This is a genomic window from Pseudoalteromonas sp. S1727 (assembly GCF_005886375.1).
In the GTDB taxonomy this organism is placed as follows: Bacteria; Pseudomonadota; Gammaproteobacteria; order Enterobacterales; family Alteromonadaceae; genus Pseudoalteromonas; species Pseudoalteromonas haloplanktis.
Genome location: NZ_PNDT01000115.1, coordinates 1 through 22,392, shown reverse-complemented (window position 1 = coordinate 22,392; position 22,392 = coordinate 1). Strand labels below are relative to the sequence as shown.

Sequence of the window (22,392 nt, the reverse complement as noted above, 5' to 3'; positions counted from 1 at the left end):
GCTAGCTGGGCTAACCCTAAACGTTAGTGGTAAGCCTGGTTAATCAAGCCAAGGTACAACCATCACTTCAACCGCTTGGTAGTTGGTGTTTGATGCTCCACCTTCTTTTTGCATGGCTTCAATGAGTGCTTTAGCTTTGCTGCGGTTCGTTGGGCCAACCACTAATAAGTCAGGGTTAATACCCAGCGGGCGGCCTTTGTCTGACTTTAAGCCCATCATTTTTTCAATCGCGCTATTAAAGTTTGCTTCAGTTAGCTCGGCTTTTGAGCCAAAGGCTTGCTGCCAAAAACCAAAGCCTGTATTCACGCGCGCGTCTACGCCATATAAATATTCGTCGGCCATAAACACATGATCAGAGTTGCCTGCATCGGTTTTAGCACTGAGCTGGTAGTCTTTGCGGTTTTGGAAAATAAGCGGTTTAAGTGGGCGGCGGGTATCCAGTAAATACCAAGGGGCTAACGCGCCATCTTGCATATTTGATACAAGCTTTTCGTTTTCACCTTCACCAACAACGTGTTCGGTATCAAAAAAGTTTTGGCCGTCATAACACAAGGTGTTCCAGCCACTGGCTAAACACGCATAGGTTAGCTCGTCTGGGTGTGTTGCTGCCGCATATCCCATATCTTGGAACTTAGGCATTAACACGCCAAGCGTATCGTCTTCAATGTATTCGCTGGCGATGCCTTCAGTGGCTTCAAATTTTTTGTTTTTAATCGAGTACGAGTGCAAGGCCATTTTGTTGACATGGCGATCACCAATCCACTCACGCAAGCGGCTAAACTCACCTAGCCAAGCGTAATCTTCACTTGATGTGGTCGACGGTACGACCGTAGCAATACGCGTATAAGTAGGCGTATAAGTGCTGCGGCCTGCATTAAATTCAGTTTTAACGGCCGTAAAAACGGCGCGTAACGATGGGGCTGAAATATCCATAGTGGTTTAAATTCCTAGTTCAACCCAAACACCTTCAGCAGCAACTTCCGTCACTTTGCCTGCGGTGCTTCGGCTATCGGTTGCAGAGTCGATAGACACATGGCCATCGGTCGAGAAATACACGGTGCTGCCAATATGGCTGTCGAGCACATCACCCGCATTGGCAAACAAATGTTCGCCGATTTCAACGGTTGCACGTTGTGCTTTGTCAGCGCCTTGGCTGTTATCAACACCCATACGGGTAATACCTGCACAGGTGCCAACTGTGCCAACGTTAGTTAGCAAACCATTGCTGGTTAAAATGGCAGGTGCATCGCCAGTTAGTACAACCGATGCAGCAAGTGGGTAGGCTCTAAATTTGCCTTGGCGTTTTGCAATAGCAGCCATGGTTATGCGTCCTTATTTTTCAAGAATGCCGCTTTATCAATGCCAGTGGCTTTGAGTACAGCGAGTTCTTCAGTGGTTAATTCAGGATCACGATTGTGTTCTTCGTCAGCCTTTTTCTTTTGTGCAGCGGTGCTTTGAGTGGTGCCCGTTAAGGCGGCAATTGGGCTGCGAGCATCCAGCGCGGCTTTCAAAACAGCTACGCCGTTTTGCTTGCCTAAATCTTGAAAGTACGACACCTCAGCTTCAATAATGCGGCCATCGGCTTTTGCGGCATCAATCGACTGCTCAACGGTTAAGCCGTCATTTTCTGTTTTCAATATGGCGAGTTGTTGCGTGACTGCGTTATAAGTGGCAACGGGCACATACTTTGATAGGTCAACGCTTGAGCCTGAGCTTGCTTTAAGCGCGGCGACTGTTGTGTTGGCGGTGGTTAATTTAGTGCTTAGCTCATCAGCCGAGTCGGCTTTTGTTTTAAGCGCTTTGAGTGCGGCAAGACCTGTGGCGTATTGGTCGGTGGTAGGCTGTTCGCCATCACCCACAGTCACGCCCAAGAGTGCAAGCAGCTGGAGTGCTTCATTCATGGTGGTTTCCTTTTCAGGGGTTGAGGTTTTTAAAACAGCCACCTTTCGCATGCCATCAACAGCAGGTTCGTTGGTCAGCGCAAAGTGGCGTAATTTAACGGGGCGGCCATCGGGGCCATAATGAAATACGGGGCTGATAAAACGGTATTCATCATCACGTAAAAATTGGGCAGCTTTTTTTGTCCATTGCACGTTGAGTGCAAACAAGCCTTCGCCTGGTATGTACTCTAAATCGGTGGGGTTAAACCACCCTGCGGCGGGGGCTTCCTTGCCGTTTTCTTCCGCATGAAGAGTTTGATGTTCGTAGTCAAAGTGGTAATCGTTTTGGCGAGTGCTGGCATCTGCTTTAAGGGTGTTAAATGCAGTTTCATCCATTAGCCAGGCATTGTGATCTGTATCGCTTGGGCGGCCATCACCTGCGCTAAAGTAACCATCAGGTGCAAGTTGCACGCGTGGGCTGGTGCCATCAGCGGTTACATCAGCATTAAAACGACATACAGCAAGGCCCATGTTTGCAGGTTTACTTGCCATTAGCACAGCAAGTGAAATCCCTTCCAGTGGCAAACTGCTTCTGGTTGTATTTGGTAAGTCTGTGTTGTGAGTGTTTAACGGCATGTAACTGGCTACAAGTAAATTAACTTGCAGCCAGTATTCAGGATTTCTTTAGAGGGGAATTTTAAACTGGATTAAAAATTACTTTTGCTTTCTCTTAAGATCTACAGCATAACGAATTAAATCTAACAAAGTGTACCATTTCATAGCTGCGATTTTTGTCGAGTAGTCTGATAAGTAACCATGTATTACACCATGCCTGTTTATAATGCTAAAGTCGTCCTCGGATACTTTTGCAGGATCATTACTGCGAATTGCATCATTAGCTTTTAACCCATTAAACACTTCAGCTAAATGTGGCCCATATGTATGTGTCACAAAGTTATTTTTTAGTTGGGAGGATAATTGATCTAGCGAATCAAGATTAAATTGCTCTTCAAATTTTATTTTAATTTCATCATTTGCAAGTTCGGTACCATGTTTAAAGAAGCCACAACCAAAGGTATCTAGAAATATCCCATCTATTTGGCTAATAAATAGGTGTATAGCCGCACCATATAGCTCCTGTTCAAAACATATCTTTGCTTCTGTTAGCAAAACCTTTCTATTTGGGAAATCATTGAGTATGCGCGTCCAATCGCTTTGCCAATCATCTTCAAAAAAAATTAGAAAGTGTTCATCATTCGGTTTAGATACATTTTTATCGCATAGAAATCTATTAAACAGGGTGATATTAAATGGATTTAAAAACCAACCTTTTTCCTGTGACTCTAAAATAACTTGCATTTCTTCTTTCATTATCAGAATTCCCTTTTTAATATGTTCAGTTAAGTAGCCCAAAGTTGTTTTAGAAACGTTTCTAACACCATTTCCAGCTTATTTAATACCACACTTGCAACATTCACGCGACTAAAACACCGCATACGCTCTTAGGGGGCGTTGTGGCGTTTTTAGCTTTCTAATAAAAAATCACCCAGTATTACCAGTAATTCGGTTTCGTTATCGCGGCTTAAGCCTAAATATTCACGTTGGGGAATAGCTGCGGGCCCAGGTGCCATTTCTGGCAAACCGCCAAAGTTATGAATAGCGGCATAAGGTTTGTTACTGCCAATCTGTGCCCAAAAGTCGCCGCTGTCAGCTGTAATAGAGGCCGCGAGGCCGCCAGCTGTGGCTTGCAGTATTTGCCCACCAACACGGCTTGGCCTGCGCTTTAAATAATTATCGCTAAGTGCAGGCCATGGCGAGCCATCAACCGGGCTTTGCTGATCTGCAAGGGCATCTTCGCTGGCACCTTCCATCACAGCGGCAATGGCATCCATGGGTTCGCTGAGATTATCAAAGCGATCTGCTAGCTGCTCGAGTATGGCGATGACGGCTGTGCCTTCAGGTAAAATTGAGATAGTTGACATAATAGGAACCTTGGCTAATCTTAACAGTGTAACCACATCAGTACTTACTTCATGGAGTGTGGTTACTCCTCCAAAATGCCAGCCAACGAGCTGGCATTTGTTCTTTTTGACTTACATGTATGTTTGATTAATACTTATCCATGGCGGTAGTGTTTCCAATGGGTAACGGTTAACGTGTTCGTTATGATGTGGGTTCGAGTCTCACCCTATCGCCAGCCTTGCAAATAACCTGCTGCAATCCCTGCGTTTATATCTGTTTGTGTGACTTTGAACACATTAATTAATGGATCGAGTACATTGCCAACCTTGGCAAAATCCACAATTACTTTTATGACTTGCTCACCATTTTGGTAAACATACATGAGGTTATTATTTGTTGTATCCCAGTACACTTTGGTTTGTGGGTTGTTAAGCCAGGTACTGAGCTGGGTATATTCATTTAGTTCTAGTGCTTGGCCTTTTACTTTATGGCGGGTGCTGTGGGCATGAGCTAATGCGCGTTCGCTGAGGGTAATTACACGGCCAGCCTCAATACCTTTATCAATCAGCTGTTGGTTTATATCGTCCGCTAAAAAGCTTACTACTGTTTTATGTTGTGGCCGTGGGCCATTGGCTTTTAAGCCTGCGGCGTTGTTTGCTTGCTTAGCTAATTGGTAACGCTCAACACGGGCAAGGCTTTCTTTTGTCCATAGTTCAAACGCGGCCTCCCGCGCTGGGCTGTTATTAAGGGCTTGGATGGTTTCGGCTCTTAATTGTGGGTCAGGCACTTTACCAAGCTTTTGCGCTATGGCCGTATCGGTGCCAAAGGCGCTTTGCCCTGGTGAATATGCCCAGCCTAGATCAGGGGTCATTACATCATCGGGTGGTAGCTTTACTCGGGCATGGGGCACGGTTTTAATATCGCCTGTTTCGCGGCTGATAATCTCAGCATCAAAGGGTTGCACGTAATTACTGCCATCTTCAACCGTAATACCACGCGCTTTAACTTGTGCCTCAGTTAATGCACGAACACGACAGCGGCAGCCCCAGCCATTAGGCGGGTAAATGGTTTGCCATATAGGATCATCAAACCTGAATACGCGGCCATTTAATAGCTTATGCTCGGGGCGGGTTTGGCCGTCATCAATAGCCACATACTGCCAATAAGGGTGCGTTTTAGCACGCGATAACATACGCCGATAACGCCCAGCCATGTACGCCGTTTGCATGTTAGTACGGTAAATTGTGTTTAAGCGATACGGGCTACCTAGCTGTATGTCATCGCCCATGGCATTTTTAGCTTTGCCCCACCAACCAAGCTTTTGCAGCTGAGGGGTTAGGCGCTCATTAAACTGCTTAGCTGTTAACCCTTGTGTTAATGCGGCATCTAGCTCGCCACGAATAGCACTGAGCACGTCCATATTTTGTGCGCGGGCAACGGTGAACGCTTTGCTATGGGCGGTGGTTAACATATCGTGCCATTCGTCGCTTACGGCGTAACCTTTAGATTTAAAGTAAGCCACCGCGTCTGCGGGCGGCTTATCAAAAGCGCTGGTTAAATTAACGCTAGGCATTGAGAGAGCCCCACAGCTCACTTACAAAAAACAACCGCGTGAGTAAGTCAGTTAAGCCATCTTGATCTAGCAGTGGGTAAAGCTCAGCCAGTTCAATGGCGGCCAGTTCTTCACTTTGGTTTAGCTTATCAAGCAGTGGCTGTAATACGGTTTTGTATTCTTCGCGCATATCGCCGCTGGTAATGGCATCAAGTGCCGTGTCTAACTGTGCTTGGCTCTGGTTACTCATGCCTTCACTTTTAAGTACTGCGAGTGAGCTGGCTTTTAATGCGGCTGCATTGTTACTCATTGGCTCTGTGGGTGCTTCAAGTACGTCATCGCCGTCTTTGGCTATAGGGATGTTTAAACGCTCATGCACCCATGACTTAGGGACTTTCATACCAAGCGAAACCAATGAGCGCAGCGGGTAAGCTAAATCACGCATTTCGTCACTGGTGGAGTTGTCAAACTCAAAGCGTGGCAGGCGGCGATTGCCCGCGTAGCTTTTACCATTAAGCGCATAAAGCGGGTATAAAATATCGCGGTTTATGGTTTGCTCTATTTGATGTAAGTCGCTTTGGGTGATAGAGCTTAGCGCCTCAGCATGTACATTACCTAGCGCATTGGTGCTGGTTTTGCCATCGGCTTGGCTGGTTAACGTACCGCCTAAAATCGCTTTAGATTGGGTAAGCTCACACCAACGGATCATTGATTCAAACGGATCGGCTTGGCCATTCGCAGCGCTTTGAAAATCAATTTCCATACCTTTGGGGATTATACCGCCTGCGTTATGGCCAATGCTCATTACCGCGCGTAATAGTGTGGCTTTTTCTTTTGGATTAGCACCGCTGGGGTATTTACCCACACGCACAGGTAAACCGTAAATTTCTAAAAATTCGGCTAAGTCACGTACTGAATAGTTCTTAAATAAGAACGGCCAACTTAATACCGACACCAACCCCGCACGGTGTACGTAACCCGACTTTGATTTATGAATATGCATAGCCCAGGCGAACGGGTTGGGCTGCTCGCCATTGGCAGTGCCATCATTGAGCATTAATTGATTGCGGTTGTCTGGGTGCGTTTTAAAGATGTTTTGATCGCGAAACTCATAGCCGGTAATGATTTGCTGTTTTTCTACGTAATCCCATTGCAGCTCATTGGGTGAAAAGCCTTTTAAAATAGCGTCACTAAAGTCAAAAAGTAGATCATAAAACCAGGTAGCATCATCAATGATCTCGCCCAGCATATCGGCATCGCGTTGCTCTAATGGGCTGGCATTACGTGGCGCTTTAATATTCCAGTCTAGCCCAACAATGGCGCGGCGGCGTTTGCCTAAGTCGCAGCTTATATGGCCGTCTTTGTCTTCCATATCTTTGGCTAGGTCTGCCATGGCCGCTAGGTTGCCTTGCTCAGCCTCACGCAGTAAGTTTGCCAGCTTTGCAGGGGTAAGCCCTTGGGTTGGATGATCTGCATACTCTTTCATTAGCGATGCAACGCGGCTGTTATTGTCGGTTTGTTTCTCGTCTAGGGTCTCGAGTGTGAGCGGGTCGCCGTTAATATCTACTAGCATGGTTTAACTCGTATAAGTTGTTTTAAGGTGATCACATACACATCGAGCTTTAATGCATAGTCGATGGCTGCGGTTTTATTTGGGGCGCTAAAATCAAGCGTAATTTCTTGGGCTGCAAATAGCTCTTGGCAAAGTATGCGCCAGCGCATTACCAACACCCCGCGCCTTGGTAGTCGGCCAGTTCGTCATAGTCAAAGTCGCCTTCAGCATGCTTATCTGGCAGTGGGGTAAACTCAATCGCGCTGCCTTGCATCCAAGCAGCACGTACAGCCATTGCAAGGCCCACAGCAAAATCACCATGACGCTGGCGGCCATCAGTGCCTTTGCTGCTACCTTTATCTATTTTTGGGGTGCCGTTACGCACGGTGATCATTTGTAAGTCATCAAGAATGTCTTGGTGCTTTGGTATGGCAATGTTTCTATCTTCAAACTCGGCTTTAAGCTTGGGCATCCACTCCCTATACCATGGGTCGTTAAGCATGACTTGCTCAACCATGTCAGTACCAAAATGTAATGCGGCGGCTTCGGCTAGATAGCCACCGTTACCTGTTGCATCAAACGCCAGCCCTTGTAAGCGGGGTAATCGTTTAGTTACGTACAGCATCACATAACGCTGCATATCGTAAGTAAGGTTTGTAAGCTCGATTAAAAACGGTACGCGCTTGGATAAATCGCGGGCTATTTCAAGGGGCACAAATACGGTTAAATCGCCACGGCGGGCAAAGTCTTCTCCAAAGCTATGGTTCAGATCAGGATTTAACGTGGTTAAAAACAGATCCAATTGCTCTGTACAAAATGCCTCAATCTCAGCTTTTTGGGCGTCTTCAGTCCATGACATAAAATCAGCAGGCGCTTCATAGGTCACAATGGGAATGCCTTTAACCATTGCCATTTCAATTAATGCGCGGGGTATGTAGTTGCCACCGCCTTTTTTAGGCTCACAAAAATACTCTTCCCGGGCATCGTCTTCGCTGGCGGTATCTTTAAGTAAATCAGCAATCCATTGTTGCTGTAATTGTTGTGACCAGGGTTTCTTTTTGATTTGGCAAATACGTTGATACAAGCCTTCACGACAAGCGTCTTCAATGGTGATGGTGTGAACTGAGTAGCGTTTTTTACCTGCGCGGCTGTCTTTTATTAGTTCGTTAAATAAATTATCTACCCCGTTATGGGTCGAAATTAAACGTACCTTTGAGCCCCACATAGTTAGTGCAAGTGCGGCTTTAAGTACTTCGGCTAAGCGATCATGAAAGGCCGCTTCATCTATGGTTACGTTGCCCTGCATACCCCGTAAATTAGACGGGTTAGAGCTGAGCGCTTGAATTTTAAAGCCTGAACTAAAGTAAATAACAAAGGTTAGAATCTCTTTGTCTTCATTCTTTATGACTTCTTCACACACTTGTGAGGCGGCTTTATTAAATGCTTTTGCCCACATGGCGGCGGCATCAATAAACTCGCGGGCCATTTCTTTATTTGAGCCAACATAAAAATGATTGCAGCCATTGGCACTGCGTGCAGCTGCGGCGCATAACACAGCATCGGCAGCCTCAGCCCAGGTTAAACCAGTACGGCGGCTTTTCTCGGCAATTTTTAAAACGGAGTCGTCAGCAATCCAGCGTTTTTGATACCCGAGTAATACTTCGTCAGCGTTAAACTGGCTTATTTCAGCATTCATTTGCTCGGCTGTATTAGCGGCTTTCATGTTAAGCAATCCCTAATATGGACTTTTTGATTTGTGCAACGGTGTCGGCTGTCATGCCTGCTTGCGTTGCAACGTGCTCAGCTGTGGTGGCGGCTTCTTCTGCAAAGGCTTTACGAATATCTTGCTCGCGCTGGTGTGCTTTCATAGCGGTGGATTCTAAGCGTTGGCAGGCAAGCATCACTTCTTTAAGTAAGCCTACATCAACGGCAGCATCGTCATCAGGGTTGGTCATTTGCTGCATTGTGGCTTTAAATAATAAAGAACGGGCCATCTCAAGTATTAACTTAGTGGTGTCGCCTGTGGGCTTATCGCCCAATTGCGCGGTGAGTGCTTTGGTTGATTCGCGTAAGTCTCTTAGGCGCTGGCCGATGGCTTCTGTTTTTTGTGCATGGCGGCTTAGGCCACTGCGGCTTATTGTGGCTTCTTCATCTAAGCCCGCATTGAGTATTAAGGTGTTTACTTCGTCGAGTATTTGCCCTTGGCTAAAACGCTTATCGCGGAGCATTTCATCTAGGTGCTTTTTAATATCTTCAGGGAGTAAGTCAACTTTGCTGGGTTTGGTTCTACGCGCTTGCTCAGTCATATTACCCCCGAGGGCTTGGGCGTTTAATGCCTGGAACAACAATTGTGCCTTCAGCCACATCAATACCACTGGGCGTAATAGTGCTTACCCATGTGGAGCTTTGGCCTATTTTTTCAATCGTTACGTAGCCGTTACGTTCAAGCCAGTTGAGGTGAGTGTGTAGTTCATCGCGGCCACATTTGAGCGAGTACGATTTTAAAATATCGCAAATAATACTGTCGTTTAAATCGTAGCCTGGTTGCTCGTTCAACGCCCGCAAAATGCACAGGCGCGAATGTTCAGCAATAATTTGGTTAATCGCCATTGCGGGTTCCTCTTAGTTCGTTTTCCATTAATAGATCGGTTAAGCGTTTAATGTCGGTAAGTTGTGGGTTTAGCCCATCGATTTTGCCGCTGACTTCAATCAAGCGTTTATCTAGTTCGTGTAGGTCGTCGGCGTTGGGCAAGTCTTCAATGGTTTTCTCTACCGCGCTTAAACGGCTTTCTAACGCTTTAGATACATCGTCGTGGGCTTTTTTAGTGACAAAGGTACTGCGCAGCCAAGCCAACGCAGCGCCCCCAACGATGGCAACACCAACGGTTAAAAAGGCTTTGTACCACTCTAAAATAAAGTCCATGCTAAGCCCTGTAATGCTGTTGTTGTATTTCAATGAGTGATTGGCACTCCACACAGGTGCTACAGTTTTTAACCGCGTCACGGCGCTGTTTTGGTATGTCTATGCCACATTCTTGGCAGTGCATAAACGCTGCTCCGGGTTTGTTTGCTTGTTCGTGGTGCAGTGATAGCGCGGCATCTAACAGGTGCAGCTCAGTTTTTTGCGCATCGTCTAATTTACTCAACGTGGTTTCCTTACTTTTTCTATAACGTTATTTAAAGCGTGTTTAACGCCCGGTGCGGCTTTCTCAACGGTGCGGCCAATCACGTAACCGCCAATACCTAATTGCAGTAAGTCCCATGCTTGCTCAGATAAGCGAAACGCCAGCACGCCAAAGGAATCAAGGCATATCAAAATCAAAAAAGTCAGCATGGTAATAGGCCGCCAATTACGTTGTAGCCAGCTTTCGCCGTTTGCCTCAGCGGTAATGATTTGTGATTGGGCGGCGAGCACTTGGCCTTGTAGCTCAACGACTTTACCCTCAAGCTCAAGCACCTTACTGTGTGCGGTGTTCTCAATGCGCTTGAGTTCGTTGGTAACAATTTGGCGCTCTTCGTCACTCGTAAATAGATCATCAACCAGCTTGGTAACTGGGGCGACTAAGTTAAACCAATTAGCCATGCTGGCCTCCAAAGCGTTTATGCAGCTGTTGACGGGCATGTTGGTAATCACGGTTGCCGTTAACTCTAAGCTCAATGTCTATCGCGCTGACAGAGCGCCAGCCTTTGTTAAAGTGGCTTTGCATGGTGCCGCAATGGCTATGCAAGGGGATATTGTTAGAGTTAAAAGGCAGGCCGTGCATCCGTGCATCAACCTCCAATTTTATGCGCTGCTCTTTGCCTTTTTTTAATGACCAATCCCAGTTTTTACCCATGTTGCCCCCAAAGCTCAGCAAAGGCGTATTCGCTTATATGGGCTAGGCGGTTAAACCAGCCTTCAAGGTTGGGCTTTTGGCTGGCATCATTGCTACAAATACGGGCGTACTTACGGCCACGGTTTACGCTAAGTCGGGCAACTAAACTTTGTGGGGCGCAACTGCTTACAGCCTTTAAGGTGTTAGGGCCAATGCGGCCATCGGCTTTTGCACCGCTGGCACGTTGCAGTACTTGGCTCATGGCAAAGCTGCCATGGTTAATAGCGCCGTCTAAAGTGAGTAAATCAACGCCGTCATCAAGCTGCTCGCAGTACATAGCACGCCAGTAATCGCGGTGGTAAAGCCGCATAGCGTGGGCAATGGTAAGGTTTTTTATATCTATAGTGGGGTATGCGCGTTGGCTAATACCGTATTTGGTTAAGCCACCACGATCACTTGCTACGTCATTTAAGCCGCCATCAGTACGTAGGCCACCTTCTAAATAAAGAATGGGTAATATGCAATGTGCAAACTTGAGCGAGTACGGCGCAAGTGCGGCTTGTACTTCTGGGCGCTGATTAAAACAGCTTAAATTGGGTAATGGGGTTAGGGTTAAACGCACTTGGCACTCCTGCAATCCCGTTAAGGTTTGCGCCAGAGTGCCAAGTTTTAGGGGGAGTGAATTTTAAACTGGATTAAAAATTAGCTCGATTAGTCTTACAGTTATATTAGGTAGACTTTGTATAGCAAACAACTCTTTTCCGAAGGAGAAATTGCTTATTAAAAACTCCAGCTCATGCTCAAAGTCGCTTTCACCGTGAAGTAGAAATTTTATACCCTCCGTCTTCAAAACAAGAATATCAAAAAAGGCGTTTTTATCTGAGTCATGCTCAGTATTTTTTATTGCATGGTACATCGCAATATCAGGGTCTAGTGTTGTAGAGATAAACTTATCACTACCGTTTCCACCACGAAATAAAACTTGTCCTATGGACAAAATATGACCATATTGATTTATCTCGTTTTGTATTTTAATTACTTGATTACTAGTTAATCTTTCGTAGTTTTTTAGATAGTCTCTTGTACAGGGGAGTTCAAGCTTTGTAGCGTTTTGAAATAAATTTTTGTAATCTTGATTTGTAGTAATTGAATCAATTAAATCTACATTATTTTTTATTCTTCCTTGAGATAGGTAACGAGCTTCCCATATTGCTTGTGCAGATTTGTCTGCGGTATCTTTATTTAAAAATTGACCATGGAATACATGGTCAAATGTGTACGTCTGCATACTTATAATTCTAATTTTGCATATTCAATATTAGCTTTTTTAAGGTAGTTTTGTGCATATTCACAATTTATTATGAAATCTTCCTGCGTTAAATCGTTTGTTTTATTACAAAATGCAATACAATTATTCAAAGCGCGTTCCGTATATTGTTTGTTGAATACATGGTCAGCACACTTTTGGTCAAACTTTGTCCATACTTCTTCATATCCACTTTCAAGTTTGTCTTTTAATCCATTGGCCATCGCTATAGTTAATGCAGGTTCATAATCCCCTTCAATTAATTTATTAATCATGTGGTCACCAAAAAATTGAGTCATAAATATTTCCTTTTTATCTATATGTTTATGTTGTGTAATAAAGTATCACTTTTATCTGTTGAGTTATCTAAATCAGCTTTTTCACTAAATCCAACCCCCATTTTAACTACTTTAATCCACGTGTAATACTCCGTATTACGAAGTACTTTTCTTTCAGATTGAGCAATTAAAACAACATTATTACGATTTAATGACATACTAAAATGCCCGTTTTTATCAGTAGTAGTCCTTGCTAAGGCTGACAAGTTGAGCTTGTCAAATAGTAGGATGTTAAGTGAGCATTGATCAAAACTTTGCTTCGCTTTTTTATATTCTTCTCGATAACTAGGACCTTGCTTAAGTACTTTTATAGCAAGTTTATCTATTTCATTTTTGGTAGGAACCGCACTGCAATTTATGGCTGAATAATGTTTAACGTCAGCTAAGTGTTGTTTAAAGTCATCGTAATCGTATGCCTTAATTTCCACCATGGGCATAGCAATGGTTGCTTTACCATTGGTAAGAACGTAAACATCACCTGTTATTTTCGTTGGGATAAAAAAGTAAAAGGCCATTGCGATGCACAACACCGCGAGTAATAATTTTTTCATTTAAAAATCCTTTTTAATGCTATTTATAAAGCAGTATTATAAATCTTTCCCCATCCACACAACTCTGCCAACTATGTGTAGTTGATCTAAGCTTTCTTGTGGTACGAGTTGAGCCTCGTAGGCTGGGTTGTCTGACAGTATTTTAATACCGCCTGTAAATTGCCTTTGTAGGCGTTTTACCAGTAGATGGCTGTCTAAGTCTATTACATAAATACCATCTACAAAGTTATCTAATGGTGATGTATCAACCACTAGCGACTCGCCGCTAATAATGGTTGGGTGCATGCTGTCACCCTTGGCCGTTATAACCACCAAATTACTCTTATTTAAGTTGCGTTTAGATAACCATTGGCAATCAAACACCATGCTCTTATCAGTATATTCTTCACTGATCACCATTGCGCCATGGCCAGCGGATGCTTCTACATCGACAACCGGCACAAAAAATAAATTTGGCGGTAAAAAATTAGCCTCTTTTTTACTTAAATGTTGTACTGGTGTGCGTTCTTCTTCAATGGAGGTATCTTTTTTTGTACTCTCAGTGCGGACACCTGTAACAACGTACGATATATCGAACCCTAGTTTTGCAAACTCAGCCAATTTATCCGAGGGTATTGAGCTGCCTGACTCCCAGCGAATGATAGTGCCTTTATTCACGCCTACAGGTTCTAGTAAATCCTTTTGAAGTATTCCCAACCTTTCTCTTTCCAATTTTAAAAAGTTCAAAATATAGCACCTAAAGTGTTGACAGGTTCGATATTTAAAACCTATACTTTGCTTGAATCTTAACTAAACCCTTTTATGTTCCGTTCGCCAAAACTACATAAAAGGATTAATTACAAAAAGGTAATGTACTATGAAAGCACAAGAAATAAAACAAGCTATTAAGCTCAAAGGTTACACCTTGTCTATGCTTGCTGATGCTCTGGACGTAAATCTTGCCACTGTATCGGGTGTGGTTTGTGGCCATACTCAATCTCGCCGCGTTGCTGATGCCATTTCTAAACTCATTGATAAACCCGTTAAAGAAATTTTCCCTAATGTTGAATCGTATTCTCGCCCTAAGTTTTTAAAGGGGGCGTTACGCCAGCAAGGCGTTGAAGAGCTTAAACAGTTATTAGCCTCTTGAGTGTTAATTATTGCTGGGCTTAATAGCCAGCGCATAACTAATTCAGTAACGGATAAAACGGGAGTATGACAATGAACACGCTGTTTATTTTCATGACAACGCCACACAATCAAAGCCAGCACTGGGCACTTACAAGCAGCCAAGGTTTGCACCGTGGCAATGCGCTTAATGTGAGTTTGGTTACACAAGTTAAGCAGCAGCTTACGCAATTGATAGGCGGTTACACGCGCTCTGGGCTTAATGATGGGCAAGCTGTTAATACCAAGCCAGTAAAGCAGGTTGCTAAATTGGCTTTGGTTAAAGTGAGCAATTTGAGTATTCATAATTTAAGCCTTAGTGATTTGGTTGCTAAAAGCTTAGTGAAATTAACCTGTGCATTGGAAGTTCCAAAAAGTGTTTATTTTTGGAATGCGCAAATTGCATTAGGGGGCCGCTATGAATAAACGTACTGCGGTTAAGCCACGTCGTCGTGCTTGGTCACGGATAGTGCCACGCAGCTTGAATGAATCTTTACAGCTTTGTAAGGAGCATGCACAACAAGCTAAACAAATGTCAGTGCCGCGTATTGCTGATCGCTGTGGTATGAGTACCGATATGCTTTATAAGCGTTTAGGTAGCGGCGATATGCCAGCTAGTTTACTTATTCCGTTTATGGCTGCGACTGGCCGCGTATACCCACTGATGTATATGGCCCATAGCCTAGACAAATTAATTATTGATATGCCTAAAGGTAAAAAGCCAAGCCAGGCCTCTCTTACCCATCTTAATCAATTTGCTAATCAAGTTATTGGTTTGATCATGCAGTTAGAAGAAGGTAATGGCAACTGCGAATATGTGGCCGATCAAATAGTGCTGCTGATGCAGGATTTAGCCTACCAAAAATTAGAGGTTGAAAAGCTCGACGAACCTCAAACCAGCTTTGATTTAGCCCCCGACGACGAAGACGAACTAAGCCAACATTAAGGATGACAACCATGCAACTCAAAGACCTAGATCTATCTGATTTTCAACAAAACGATGAAAAGTTACCCAAAATCGCGTGTGCGTGCTGCCGTAAAGGTGAGCAATCTTCTAAACCTATGGCCCCAAGTGAGTGGCTATATGCGGCTAATTTTGTTGGCTGGCGCAAGGTGATTACTGGTGGCACAACGCTCTCGCCAGTGTGCCCGCACTGTGTTGATGAAATGGACGCTGTTGCTGAGGCGCAAACAGCATGAGCGAAAAGTATTTAAGCGCTCAGGTGCAGCGCGTTTTAAAAACAATTGAGCTGATGGCTGGCCATGAAATAGATGGTGTAGAGCCTGGCAAGTTAGCCCAAGCATTAAATACGAGCGGCGCAGACATTACCCGCATTCTAACTAATTTAGAGCATGGCGGATTTGCTGAGCGCTTACCCAGTAATGCTAAACGTTGGCGCTTGCATAAAAGCTTAGTGCAGATAAGCAATACCGTTGAGAACAACTTTAGAACGGCGCTGCGTCAGCTGCAAACTGAAGCCAATAACTATAACGTGTTGAGGTAGAACACCATGGCAGAAAATGAATTAGTTGATATTACCCCTGCGCAAGAAAAAGCGATTGTGCAAGGCAAAGACATTTTAGCATCTAAGCAAGATGTGCTGCTAAAGCTTGGTCAAGCCCAGGCATTTAACTTTGCTGCAAAATTACTGACGGTCAGTGAATTAAAGATCCTTAATGAAATAAAGGAATCTAAGGCGTACAAGGGGTTAACGTACACCGACCCTGATGGAAAGTTACTGACGGTCAGTAATTGGGGGGAGTGCTGTAAATCGATTTTAGGTAGTAGCCAACAGCATGTAGATGAAAAATTGAATAACCTTCACCGATTTGGAGAAGAGTTTTTTGAACAAGCCCAGCAAATGAAACTGGGCTACCGTGATTTGCGTGCTTTGCGCCAACTTTCAAATGATGAACAGGCGCTTGTTATTGAGTCTGAAGCGGTTGAAGTGGGCGACAAAGAAGCGGTAAAAGATTTAATTGAAGAACTAAAAGCCAAGCATAAAAAAGAAACTGCCACACTTAAAGAAGAGCTGCACGCCAGTGATGCAATGCTAAGAGCAAACCGCGAGTTGTCGAGTAAAAACGCGGTAGAAATGCAAAACATTAAAGAGCAGCTACACCAGAAAAAGTTTAGCCCTAATAAATGGCAAAACGATGTTCGCGACTTTTTTACCAGCCTACACAAAGTGCATAACCAAATGCATGAATCGTTAAATCAAGTTATGAGCCTGCACGAGCAATTGCAATTTGTTGATATGGATGACCGTGCAAAAGATGCGTGCATTGCTGCGTTTTACGCTGACAACAAATTGCTTGTTGAACAGGTGGCTTTGAGCTGGAACACCATAGAAAACCATTGGGGACACTTTCAGGCGAGTGCTAAACCATCGGGCGAGTTTTTAGCTGAACTGGGTTTTGATAACGCGGGGGATCTATGAGCAGCTTAACCATTGAATACTGGGGCGAGCAATTGAAAAGCGCAGGCCACGGTAAAAAAAGCCAAATACGTGAGCAAGCGTGTAATGCATTAGGTTTAAGTAAAGATGCGTTTTACCGAGCCCTTAAAAAAGCGGGGTTTAGTTCTGGTAAGCAGCGCCGTAGTGATGCGGGAACAACGGCACTTACAGACGACACTGTGAACATGTTGGTGGCTATTTTAAATCAAGGTGTACGTGAAAATGGTAAGCGCGTTATGAACGTAACCACTGCACGTAGCATGCTAATTGCCAATGGTTATGAATGTTTAAGCCATAGCCAGATATGCCGTGTACTTGCTCAGCGTAATGCGTCAGTAAATGATTTAGACCGTGCCACGCCGCATGTGCAATTACGTAGCCTTGGGCCTAATCATGTTCATCAAACTGATCCTAGTTATTGCTTGCTGTATTACCCACCGGGTAAGCCAGGTAAACGTCAAACTTTTATGAATGATGCGGACTTTTACGCCAATAAACCTGACAACCTTGAGAAGGTTAAAAACTTTAGGGTATGGCGTTATGTGTTGGTTGATCACTATAGCGGCGCTATACGCTTATTTTACTTTGAAGCAGCAGGCGAAACCCAAGCGAATATGTTTGAGTTTTTAATGTGGTGTTGGCAACAGCACGACGGCAGCCCGATCCATGGTGTGCCACAAGTGTTGATGTGGGATAAAGGCAGCGCGAATGGTGCCAAAGCAATTAAGAATGTTTTAAAGGCGCTGAACGTTGAAAATATCCCTCATGAAGCTGGCAACCCGCGTGCAAAAGGTGCTGTTGAAAAAGCCAATGACATTGTAGAAACACAGTTTGAAAGCCGTATTTTGTTTGAGCCTGTCGATAGTGTGGCTGAATTAAATGCCGCTGCATGGGCATGGCAAGAGGCATTTAACGCCAATGTTGTACCAGGCATGAATTGCCGCCATCACCGCCATAAACAGCCACGCCTTGATGTATGGAAACATATTTATAAAGCAGAGAATCGCCATTTTTTACGGGCATTACCTGATTTACAAATATGCCGTTTATTACTCACTAAACAAGATGAAACCCGCAAGGTTGCGGGAGATTTAACGATTAGTTATCGCCACCCTGTAGCGAAGAAAAGCATTGAATATGATTTAAGTGATTTAGCCAATGTTCGCAACGGTATGAAAGTAACGGTTGGCCCTGTGATTGTGAATGATAGCCATGCCATTTTAGTGGGTGTTAGCAATGAATTTAATGAGGCTATTTATCATCAAGTAGAACCTGTGATCACTGATGAAAGTGGTTTTAGGTTAGATGCCCCAGTGATAGGCGAAAAGATAGCACGTCATAGTGATACCGCAGCTCAAGCCAGTGGTAAAGCCGCAGACAAATTGGCGTTTGGTGAAGATGCCACCGAAAGCGAAATTAAGCGCGCTAAGAAAACTAAAGCTGCCCCTTTTAATGGTGCTTTAAACGCACACAGTCATTTAAAAGATATTAAACATGAAACCCACCTAGCGCCTCAAGGAGAAGTGATCACGCCTGATTCTGCGATCACGGCGCAAGTAACTGATGCCGCTAAACGTAAGGGGAATGTTTTAGAAAGTTTGGATTTACGTATTTTGCTGGCTAATCGCCTGGGCCGGAACTTACGACCTATGGAGTTAGATTATATAGCTGGTTTAGGTGATGTTGTTGACACTCAAGTGAATGACATTGTGGAGGAACTGCACCGGGGTGTAAGCCATGCGCCAGTGCTAAAAATTGCGAGGTAATAAGTGGCGAAAATAACAAAGCTTAGCCAGGTGTTTGAGCAGCTCGGAGTTAAGCAAGCACAAGTAGTAAAAGCGCTGAGACATAAAGGCATAACCTTTAGTACAGCAAGTTTAAGCCGTGTTAAGCGGCAAGGCGAATGGCCTAAAACCTGTGATAAGGCGGCTATTCAAACACACATAGAGGCGTATTTACACGACCAGGGCGCAAGCTCAAAGCAGCTAAATAAGTTGTGGGGTTGGTGTGAGCAGCAAGCGCCCATTATTGATAAACCTGACTATGAAGACCCGGAGCCTGAAATGTTAAGTATGCATGCAAAACGCTTTTTTAAATTACGCCATGACCCATTTGAAAATGAGATCACCTGTGAAGACGATGTGTTTTTAGTTGATAACCACCGTTTGATTTTAGAAGAAATGCTAAGCGCTGCGAGTGCAGGAAGTATGACGGCGCTTATTGGTGAATGTGGCAGTGGTAAAACCATTATTCGCCGTGCTTTTACGCATCGCGTTCAACAAGAAAACCCCGAGGTTATTTTAATACAACCTGCACGTTTAGATCGTCGCAAGATCACAGCGGAGTCTATTAGTAGTGCAATTTGTAGAGCATTACAGATCAAGCACCGCCCAAGTGCTGAGGAACGCGATGCAGCTGTTGAAGAGGCACTCATTGAAAGTGCTAATAATGGCCATTTGCACCTGATGATTATTGATGAAGCACATGATTTAAGCGCTGATGTGATCAAACTACTAAAGCGTATTTGGGAGCTAACCCATGGCTTTAGGCGTGTGATGGGGATTGTATTAATTGGCCAAACGGAGCTTAGCAAAAAGTTAGGCGGGCAAAATGTGCGTGAGTTTACCTGGCGTTGTAATCAAATAAAAATGCAGCCGCTTGGTTTGCATGTTCCTGCTTATATTCGCCATAAATTTAAACGTATTGGTGTGAACGCGGATGACATTTTTACAGAGGATGCAATGGGCGCTATTCGCGGTAAGTGCTACGGAAAGATTAAGCACGGGATGGCGTTTGATGATGAAGATATGGATCGGTCTTTTCCGCTTCATATTAATACATGGGTTAATAAAGTGATGAATGTGGCGGCCAATATTGGTGAGCAGAAAATCACAGAAAAAATGGTTCATAAGGTGTGAGCATGGAACAAGTACAAATTCAATTAACGGGCATGGCTCAGGTAAAAGTGAGTAAGACCTTAACGGTTTCTAAGGCACAGGCCCAAGTGATATTAGCTGACGATGGCGCTATGCAAACCTTATTAGCTAAGGCAGTTAATGCGCCAGTTATAAACTGGGATCACATATTTGGTCAACGTGAAGTGGTGGCAATTAATCAAGCTGGCGGCATGCAGTGCTTAACGGTTGGCTGTGGCTGGGTTGGTGAAACGTTCAATATGGCTTTAGGGGTTGGCGAAAGGCTATGCCCTAAGTGCAAGGGCAATAGTTTTCATCAAGTGCAAGCGGTGGTTGAACGCCATGGATAAGCGCATTTTAAATAAAATTAAGCAGTGTTTAGCCTTGGCTAAAAGTGCAACCAATGAACATGAGGCGGCCGCAGCAATGCGGGCGGCTCAGGGGTTAATGCGTAAATATCAGGTGACTGATGCTGATATTGGGTTGAGCTGTGTGAGTGAGCATGACCACCCAATAGAGGGAACGCGGATTGTTAGTTACCACGCTTTGTTACTTGTGCTGATTGAACATGCGTTTGGTGTTAAGGCTGTTATGAAGCGTGGTTTGTTCACGCCAACTTGCGCCACCTTTATAGGAATAACACCACAGCCTGAATTAGCGGCCTATTGCTATGAGGTGCTTTGGGTGAAGTTAAAGCTTGATAGAAGTACTTATGTTAAATCGCAGCCAAAGCAATGTAAGCGTGCAACGAAAGTGGCGCGAGGCGATAGATATGCAGAGGGTTGGGTTAATGGGGTTTATCACGTTGTTGAAGAGTTTGCTTTGACTGAAAAACAAAGCGGATTTGTTGATGCATATATTGCTAAACATTACCCCAGTTTAACCAGTACTAAGCCAATGACGCGCGGGAAAAAGGCAAATACCAAAGATGCTAAAAGTGAGGGTTATGCACGCGGTACGAGCCAATCAATTCATCGCCCTGTGAACGGGCAATCACAACAAAAACGTTTAAGTAGAGGTTGATCATGGAACAAGAATTTTTAGTAAATGCACGTGGCTTTAAAGTGCCAATGGATAAAGTTTCAGATAACGATAAAGCACAGCATACGCTTGTGGGTGATTTGTTGCAGGAGGCTAAGCAGTTAAGCGCGGCGCATGATGATTTTAAGCGCCGTTGTTTTACGCGCGTTAACGACTTTGTAGCCGAAATGGCTAAGAGTTATAACGTTGAAATTGGCGGTAAGAAAGGAAACGTGACTTTATCGTCTTATGATAATCGTAAGTGTGTAAAGCTTGGCGTTGCGGATGATATGAGCTTTGGGCCTGAGATCATTGTGGCTAAAGAGTTGATTGATGGTGTTGTGAATGAGCAGCTTGATTTGCTGGGCGATGAAGCAAAGCTTTTAAAGGCGATAGTTCAAGATACCTTTGCGACTGATAGCGATGGTAAATACAGCAAAGCTAAGATCATGAACCTGCGCAGTAAGCACCGTTTTAGCCATGATTCAGATGAATGGGCTGATGCAATGAAAGCATTGGATGATGCCATTATTTTTAGCTCAACAAAAACCTATGTACGTTTTTATGAGCGTAATGATTTGGGCGCATGGGTGCAAATTCCTTTAGTTAGTAAGTCACTTTAGGGGGCGTAATGCGATTATCTAAGTCTCGTTACATTCAATTGATACATATTGCTAAAACTCAGCTAGCGTGGGATGACGAGTTATACCGTTCAATCTTAATGACGCTGACGAGCAAAAGCAGCTGTAAAGAAATGACTGTTCCAGAATTAGATCGCGTACTTGAACACATGAAATCTAAAGGTTTTAAGCCTGTATCTAAAAAGCGAGGTAAGGGCCGTAATAGCCCTATCTCGCGCGATAGAGCGCCAGGTGAAAAAACACCTTTAGATAAACTGCGTCAGACCTGGATTGAAATGGCGCATGGTGGTTATTTACGTGATGGCTCAGAGCAGGCACTTTTAACCTGGAGCAAAAACCAAGCTAAGCGCTTTAACCGTGGCGTAGCTGTTGAACGTTTAGAGTGGCTTGATGATAGTGTACTTATACTATTAATAGAGCAGCTTAAAAAATGGTATCAGCGTTTGGTTAAACAAGAGGAGTTAGCTAATGGCTGAGAACAGCGCAACTCAACGAGCAGACGGCATGCTTTTAACTATATTAGAGTTAGTATCTGAAGGCACTAAACCCTCAATTGGGGAGCAAGCTGCTTTTGATTTAGCTGTTAATGTAGTGGATACGATTAGACACACTTTTGGTGGTGAGCTGGTATATGTATGTAAAGGCCGAACGCTTGATTCTATTATTTTAAGCAACCAAATTTGGAATGACTTTAGAGGTAATAATCATCATGAGTTATCTAAAAAGTATGATTGCTCAATTCAATGGATATATGAAGTTGTGCGAACAATGGTAAAACTCAAACGCGCTGAAGTTCAAGGCGACTTGTTTGACGATCAAAACGACACTTAATTTTCTTCAACAAAAAAGCGGCGCAAATTTTTAGGCCGCTTTTATCACTTTCACTATTTGAAACACCTTTTAATATACTGTCTCGGTTATTCCCGTATAATTTCAAATATTCCCAGACTTATCGCGCAAACACTGTTTAGTTATTGTAGGTTGGATCAATCTGAATCAGTTACCTGCTCTGCAGACACTTCATCAATTACCTTATACATTAAACCAGAATCACACCGTTGAGTATCAGGGTGACTACTAAACTTTGCAATAAAACTTTCACTGTTTTTACGATTAAGCCCCGAAGAGCCTTTTGATTTTGTTGTCTTTTTCCGTGCCACCTAAGCTCACTTATTTATACTATAAATAAGGTGATTTATCGCATAAGTAGAGCAATAAACGCAAGTGTTATAATAAGTTTCGAGTTTCGAGTTTC

Annotated in this window: 34 protein-coding genes; 13 read left to right on the top strand and 21 right to left on the bottom strand. The window is 44.0% G+C overall.

Features of this window, described 5'->3' with window-relative positions; genetic code table 11:
- Positions 1–39: 39 nt before the first annotated feature.
- The 20 genes from CWB85_RS19685 to CWB85_RS19595 all read right to left on the bottom strand — a co-directional run bounded on the left by CWB85_RS19685 (position 40) and on the right by CWB85_RS19595 (position 13,652).
- Positions 40–933, bottom strand: a complete 894-nt coding sequence (locus CWB85_RS19685; protein ID WP_138555807.1) for a Mu-like prophage major head subunit gpT family protein — start codon at positions 931–933, stop codon at positions 40–42.
- Between the two features lie 6 nt (positions 934–939).
- A complete protein-coding gene (locus CWB85_RS19680; protein ID WP_138555806.1) occupies positions 940–1,320 on the bottom strand; it encodes a hypothetical protein in 381 nt (126 codons plus the stop codon).
- A 2-nt stretch (positions 1,321–1,322) separates the two neighbouring features.
- On the bottom strand, positions 1,323–2,516 hold the full coding sequence (locus CWB85_RS19675) for a phage protease (RefSeq protein WP_138555805.1): 1,194 nt from the start codon (positions 2,514–2,516) through the stop codon (positions 1,323–1,325).
- A gap of 78 nt (positions 2,517–2,594) precedes the next feature.
- Positions 2,595–3,251: a hypothetical protein gene (locus CWB85_RS19670; RefSeq protein WP_138555804.1), complete on the bottom strand. Its 657-nt coding sequence runs from the start codon at positions 3,249–3,251 to the stop codon at positions 2,595–2,597.
- A 152-nt stretch (positions 3,252–3,403) separates the two neighbouring features.
- The gene (locus tag CWB85_RS19665) at positions 3,404–3,862 is read right to left on the bottom strand and encodes a phage virion morphogenesis protein (RefSeq protein ID WP_138555803.1); all 459 of its coding nucleotides are present in this window, start codon (positions 3,860–3,862) and stop codon (positions 3,404–3,406) included.
- Between the two features lie 206 nt (positions 3,863–4,068).
- Complete coding sequence (locus CWB85_RS19660) at positions 4,069–5,415, bottom strand: phage head morphogenesis protein (protein ID WP_138555802.1); 1,347 nt, start codon at positions 5,413–5,415, stop codon at positions 4,069–4,071.
- Positions 5,408–6,967: a DUF935 domain-containing protein gene (locus CWB85_RS19655; RefSeq protein ID WP_138555801.1), complete on the bottom strand. Its 1,560-nt coding sequence runs from the start codon at positions 6,965–6,967 to the stop codon at positions 5,408–5,410. Before CWB85_RS19655 ends, CWB85_RS19660 begins: the two co-directional genes overlap by 8 nt.
- Positions 6,961–7,116 carry a hypothetical protein gene (locus tag CWB85_RS22520; protein WP_171039040.1) on the bottom strand — a complete coding sequence of 52 codons (156 nt, stop codon included), beginning with the start codon at positions 7,114–7,116 and terminating at the stop codon, positions 6,961–6,963. The genes CWB85_RS19655 and CWB85_RS22520 overlap by 7 nt, the downstream gene beginning before the upstream one ends.
- Positions 7,116–8,669, bottom strand: coding sequence for a terminase large subunit domain-containing protein (locus tag CWB85_RS19650; protein WP_138555800.1), 1,554 nt, complete (start codon positions 8,667–8,669; stop codon positions 7,116–7,118). The genes CWB85_RS22520 and CWB85_RS19650 overlap by 1 nt, the downstream gene beginning before the upstream one ends.
- Position 8,670: 1 nt before the next feature.
- On the bottom strand, positions 8,671–9,252 hold the full coding sequence (locus CWB85_RS19645) for a DUF3486 family protein (protein ID WP_135476733.1): 582 nt from the start codon (positions 9,250–9,252) through the stop codon (positions 8,671–8,673).
- A 1-nt stretch (position 9,253) separates the two neighbouring features.
- Positions 9,254–9,556 (bottom strand): VpaChn25_0724 family phage protein, encoded by a 303-nt coding sequence (locus tag CWB85_RS19640; RefSeq protein ID WP_138555799.1) that lies wholly within the window; start codon positions 9,554–9,556, stop codon positions 9,254–9,256.
- Positions 9,546–9,869: a DUF2730 family protein gene (locus CWB85_RS19635; RefSeq protein ID WP_138555798.1), complete on the bottom strand. Its 324-nt coding sequence runs from the start codon at positions 9,867–9,869 to the stop codon at positions 9,546–9,548. Before CWB85_RS19635 ends, CWB85_RS19640 begins: the two co-directional genes overlap by 11 nt.
- 1 nt (position 9,870) lies before the next feature.
- The gene (locus CWB85_RS19630; protein WP_138555797.1) at positions 9,871–10,092 is read right to left on the bottom strand and encodes a TraR/DksA C4-type zinc finger protein; all 222 of its coding nucleotides are present in this window, start codon (positions 10,090–10,092) and stop codon (positions 9,871–9,873) included.
- Positions 10,089–10,529 carry a 3TM-type holin gene (locus CWB85_RS19625; protein WP_138555796.1) on the bottom strand — a complete coding sequence of 147 codons (441 nt, stop codon included), beginning with the start codon at positions 10,527–10,529 and terminating at the stop codon, positions 10,089–10,091. The genes CWB85_RS19630 and CWB85_RS19625 overlap by 4 nt, the downstream gene beginning before the upstream one ends.
- On the bottom strand, positions 10,522–10,782 hold the full coding sequence (locus CWB85_RS19620; protein WP_138555795.1) for a hypothetical protein: 261 nt from the start codon (positions 10,780–10,782) through the stop codon (positions 10,522–10,524). The genes CWB85_RS19625 and CWB85_RS19620 overlap by 8 nt, the downstream gene beginning before the upstream one ends.
- On the bottom strand, positions 10,775–11,383 hold the full coding sequence (locus tag CWB85_RS19615; protein WP_138555794.1) for a glycoside hydrolase family 108 protein: 609 nt from the start codon (positions 11,381–11,383) through the stop codon (positions 10,775–10,777). The genes CWB85_RS19620 and CWB85_RS19615 overlap by 8 nt, the downstream gene beginning before the upstream one ends.
- Before the next feature lie 63 nt (positions 11,384–11,446).
- Complete coding sequence (locus tag CWB85_RS19610) at positions 11,447–12,049, bottom strand: hypothetical protein (RefSeq protein WP_138555793.1); 603 nt, start codon at positions 12,047–12,049, stop codon at positions 11,447–11,449.
- Positions 12,050–12,051: 2 nt separating this feature from the next.
- Positions 12,052–12,366, bottom strand: coding sequence for a hypothetical protein (locus CWB85_RS19605; RefSeq protein ID WP_138555792.1), 315 nt, complete (start codon positions 12,364–12,366; stop codon positions 12,052–12,054).
- Positions 12,367–12,383: 17 nt separating this feature from the next.
- Positions 12,384–12,956, bottom strand: coding sequence for a hypothetical protein (locus CWB85_RS19600; RefSeq protein WP_138555791.1), 573 nt, complete (start codon positions 12,954–12,956; stop codon positions 12,384–12,386).
- Between the two features lie 36 nt (positions 12,957–12,992).
- Entirely contained in the window at positions 12,993–13,652 is a 660-nt protein-coding gene (locus tag CWB85_RS19595; RefSeq protein WP_138555790.1) for an XRE family transcriptional regulator, read from the bottom strand.
- A 160-nt stretch (positions 13,653–13,812) separates the two neighbouring features.
- Here CWB85_RS19595 and CWB85_RS19590 point away from each other — a divergent pair, with 160 nt between their 5' ends.
- From CWB85_RS19590 to CWB85_RS19530, 13 genes are all read left to right on the top strand, one after another.
- Positions 13,813–14,085 (top strand): helix-turn-helix domain-containing protein, encoded by a 273-nt coding sequence (locus CWB85_RS19590; protein WP_138555789.1) that lies wholly within the window; start codon positions 13,813–13,815, stop codon positions 14,083–14,085.
- 71 nt (positions 14,086–14,156) lie between these two features.
- Entirely contained in the window at positions 14,157–14,528 is a 372-nt protein-coding gene (locus CWB85_RS19585; RefSeq protein WP_138555788.1) for a hypothetical protein, read from the top strand.
- Positions 14,521–15,048: a hypothetical protein gene (locus CWB85_RS19580; RefSeq protein ID WP_138555787.1), complete on the top strand. Its 528-nt coding sequence runs from the start codon at positions 14,521–14,523 to the stop codon at positions 15,046–15,048. Before CWB85_RS19585 ends, CWB85_RS19580 begins: the two co-directional genes overlap by 8 nt.
- An 11-nt stretch (positions 15,049–15,059) precedes the next feature.
- Positions 15,060–15,302: a hypothetical protein gene (locus tag CWB85_RS19575; protein ID WP_138555786.1), complete on the top strand. Its 243-nt coding sequence runs from the start codon at positions 15,060–15,062 to the stop codon at positions 15,300–15,302.
- Positions 15,299–15,607, top strand: coding sequence for a helix-turn-helix domain-containing protein (locus CWB85_RS19570; RefSeq protein ID WP_138555785.1), 309 nt, complete (start codon positions 15,299–15,301; stop codon positions 15,605–15,607). The genes CWB85_RS19575 and CWB85_RS19570 overlap by 4 nt, the downstream gene beginning before the upstream one ends.
- 6 nt (positions 15,608–15,613) lie before the next feature.
- Positions 15,614–16,543, top strand: coding sequence for a hypothetical protein (locus tag CWB85_RS19565; RefSeq protein ID WP_138555784.1), 930 nt, complete (start codon positions 15,614–15,616; stop codon positions 16,541–16,543).
- Positions 16,540–18,327, top strand: coding sequence for a DDE-type integrase/transposase/recombinase (locus tag CWB85_RS19560; protein ID WP_138555783.1), 1,788 nt, complete (start codon positions 16,540–16,542; stop codon positions 18,325–18,327). Before CWB85_RS19565 ends, CWB85_RS19560 begins: the two co-directional genes overlap by 4 nt.
- A 3-nt stretch (positions 18,328–18,330) precedes the next feature.
- Positions 18,331–19,479, top strand: coding sequence for an ExeA family protein (locus tag CWB85_RS19555; protein WP_138555782.1), 1,149 nt, complete (start codon positions 18,331–18,333; stop codon positions 19,477–19,479).
- 2 nt (positions 19,480–19,481) lie between these two features.
- Positions 19,482–19,826, top strand: coding sequence for a hypothetical protein (locus CWB85_RS19550; RefSeq protein ID WP_138555781.1), 345 nt, complete (start codon positions 19,482–19,484; stop codon positions 19,824–19,826).
- On the top strand, positions 19,819–20,499 hold the full coding sequence (locus tag CWB85_RS19545) for a DUF2786 domain-containing protein (RefSeq protein ID WP_138555780.1): 681 nt from the start codon (positions 19,819–19,821) through the stop codon (positions 20,497–20,499). The genes CWB85_RS19550 and CWB85_RS19545 overlap by 8 nt, the downstream gene beginning before the upstream one ends.
- A gap of 2 nt (positions 20,500–20,501) precedes the next feature.
- Positions 20,502–21,119 (top strand): DUF3164 family protein, encoded by a 618-nt coding sequence (locus tag CWB85_RS19540; RefSeq protein ID WP_138555779.1) that lies wholly within the window; start codon positions 20,502–20,504, stop codon positions 21,117–21,119.
- An 8-nt stretch (positions 21,120–21,127) separates the two neighbouring features.
- The gene (locus CWB85_RS19535) at positions 21,128–21,613 is read left to right on the top strand and encodes a gp16 family protein (RefSeq protein WP_138555778.1); all 486 of its coding nucleotides are present in this window, start codon (positions 21,128–21,130) and stop codon (positions 21,611–21,613) included.
- Positions 21,606–21,968, top strand: a complete 363-nt coding sequence (locus CWB85_RS19530) for a Mor transcription activator family protein (RefSeq protein ID WP_135476775.1) — start codon at positions 21,606–21,608, stop codon at positions 21,966–21,968. Before CWB85_RS19535 ends, CWB85_RS19530 begins: the two co-directional genes overlap by 8 nt.
- Before the next feature lie 155 nt (positions 21,969–22,123).
- On the opposite strand, the gene CWB85_RS19525 is transcribed toward CWB85_RS19530, so the two are convergent.
- A complete protein-coding gene (locus CWB85_RS19525) occupies positions 22,124–22,297 on the bottom strand; it encodes an FKBP-type peptidyl-prolyl cis-trans isomerase N-terminal domain-containing protein (RefSeq protein ID WP_138555777.1) in 174 nt (57 codons plus the stop codon).
- Between the last annotated feature and the right edge of the window lie 95 nt (positions 22,298–22,392).

Coding starts and splice junctions, on each gene's coding strand:
- CWB85_RS19685 (WP_138555807.1), bottom strand. CDS start 933: ATGGATATTTCAGCCCCATCGTTACGCGCCGTTTTTACGGCCGTTAAA.
- CWB85_RS19680 (WP_138555806.1), bottom strand. CDS start 1,320: ATGGCTGCTATTGCAAAACGCCAAGGCAAATTTAGAGCCTACCCACTT.
- CWB85_RS19675 (WP_138555805.1), bottom strand. CDS start 2,516: ATGCCGTTAAACACTCACAACACAGACTTACCAAATACAACCAGAAGC.
- CWB85_RS19670 (WP_138555804.1), bottom strand. CDS start 3,251: ATGAAAGAAGAAATGCAAGTTATTTTAGAGTCACAGGAAAAAGGTTGG.
- CWB85_RS19665 (WP_138555803.1), bottom strand. CDS start 3,862: ATGTCAACTATCTCAATTTTACCTGAAGGCACAGCCGTCATCGCCATA.
- CWB85_RS19660 (WP_138555802.1), bottom strand. CDS start 5,415: ATGCCTAGCGTTAATTTAACCAGCGCTTTTGATAAGCCGCCCGCAGAC.
- CWB85_RS19655 (WP_138555801.1), bottom strand. CDS start 6,967: ATGCTAGTAGATATTAACGGCGACCCGCTCACACTCGAGACCCTAGAC.
- CWB85_RS22520 (WP_171039040.1), bottom strand. CDS start 7,116: ATGCGCTGGCGCATACTTTGCCAAGAGCTATTTGCAGCCCAAGAAATT.
- CWB85_RS19650 (WP_138555800.1), bottom strand. CDS start 8,669: ATGAAAGCCGCTAATACAGCCGAGCAAATGAATGCTGAAATAAGCCAG.
- CWB85_RS19645 (WP_135476733.1), bottom strand. CDS start 9,252: ATGACTGAGCAAGCGCGTAGAACCAAACCCAGCAAAGTTGACTTACTC.
- CWB85_RS19640 (WP_138555799.1), bottom strand. CDS start 9,556: ATGGCGATTAACCAAATTATTGCTGAACATTCGCGCCTGTGCATTTTG.
- CWB85_RS19635 (WP_138555798.1), bottom strand. CDS start 9,869: ATGGACTTTATTTTAGAGTGGTACAAAGCCTTTTTAACCGTTGGTGTT.
- CWB85_RS19625 (WP_138555796.1), bottom strand. CDS start 10,529: ATGGCTAATTGGTTTAACTTAGTCGCCCCAGTTACCAAGCTGGTTGAT.
- CWB85_RS19620 (WP_138555795.1), bottom strand. CDS start 10,782: ATGGGTAAAAACTGGGATTGGTCATTAAAAAAAGGCAAAGAGCAGCGC.
- CWB85_RS19610 (WP_138555793.1), bottom strand. CDS start 12,049: ATGCAGACGTACACATTTGACCATGTATTCCATGGTCAATTTTTAAAT.
- CWB85_RS19605 (WP_138555792.1), bottom strand. CDS start 12,366: ATGACTCAATTTTTTGGTGACCACATGATTAATAAATTAATTGAAGGG.
- CWB85_RS19600 (WP_138555791.1), bottom strand. CDS start 12,956: ATGAAAAAATTATTACTCGCGGTGTTGTGCATCGCAATGGCCTTTTAC.
- CWB85_RS19590 (WP_138555789.1), top strand. CDS start 13,813: ATGAAAGCACAAGAAATAAAACAAGCTATTAAGCTCAAAGGTTACACC.
- CWB85_RS19585 (WP_138555788.1), top strand. CDS start 14,157: ATGAACACGCTGTTTATTTTCATGACAACGCCACACAATCAAAGCCAG.
- CWB85_RS19580 (WP_138555787.1), top strand. CDS start 14,521: ATGAATAAACGTACTGCGGTTAAGCCACGTCGTCGTGCTTGGTCACGG.
- CWB85_RS19575 (WP_138555786.1), top strand. CDS start 15,060: ATGCAACTCAAAGACCTAGATCTATCTGATTTTCAACAAAACGATGAA.
- CWB85_RS19570 (WP_138555785.1), top strand. CDS start 15,299: ATGAGCGAAAAGTATTTAAGCGCTCAGGTGCAGCGCGTTTTAAAAACA.
- CWB85_RS19565 (WP_138555784.1), top strand. CDS start 15,614: ATGGCAGAAAATGAATTAGTTGATATTACCCCTGCGCAAGAAAAAGCG.
- CWB85_RS19560 (WP_138555783.1), top strand. CDS start 16,540: ATGAGCAGCTTAACCATTGAATACTGGGGCGAGCAATTGAAAAGCGCA.
- CWB85_RS19550 (WP_138555781.1), top strand. CDS start 19,482: ATGGAACAAGTACAAATTCAATTAACGGGCATGGCTCAGGTAAAAGTG.
- CWB85_RS19545 (WP_138555780.1), top strand. CDS start 19,819: ATGGATAAGCGCATTTTAAATAAAATTAAGCAGTGTTTAGCCTTGGCT.
- CWB85_RS19540 (WP_138555779.1), top strand. CDS start 20,502: ATGGAACAAGAATTTTTAGTAAATGCACGTGGCTTTAAAGTGCCAATG.
- CWB85_RS19535 (WP_138555778.1), top strand. CDS start 21,128: ATGCGATTATCTAAGTCTCGTTACATTCAATTGATACATATTGCTAAA.
- CWB85_RS19530 (WP_135476775.1), top strand. CDS start 21,606: ATGGCTGAGAACAGCGCAACTCAACGAGCAGACGGCATGCTTTTAACT.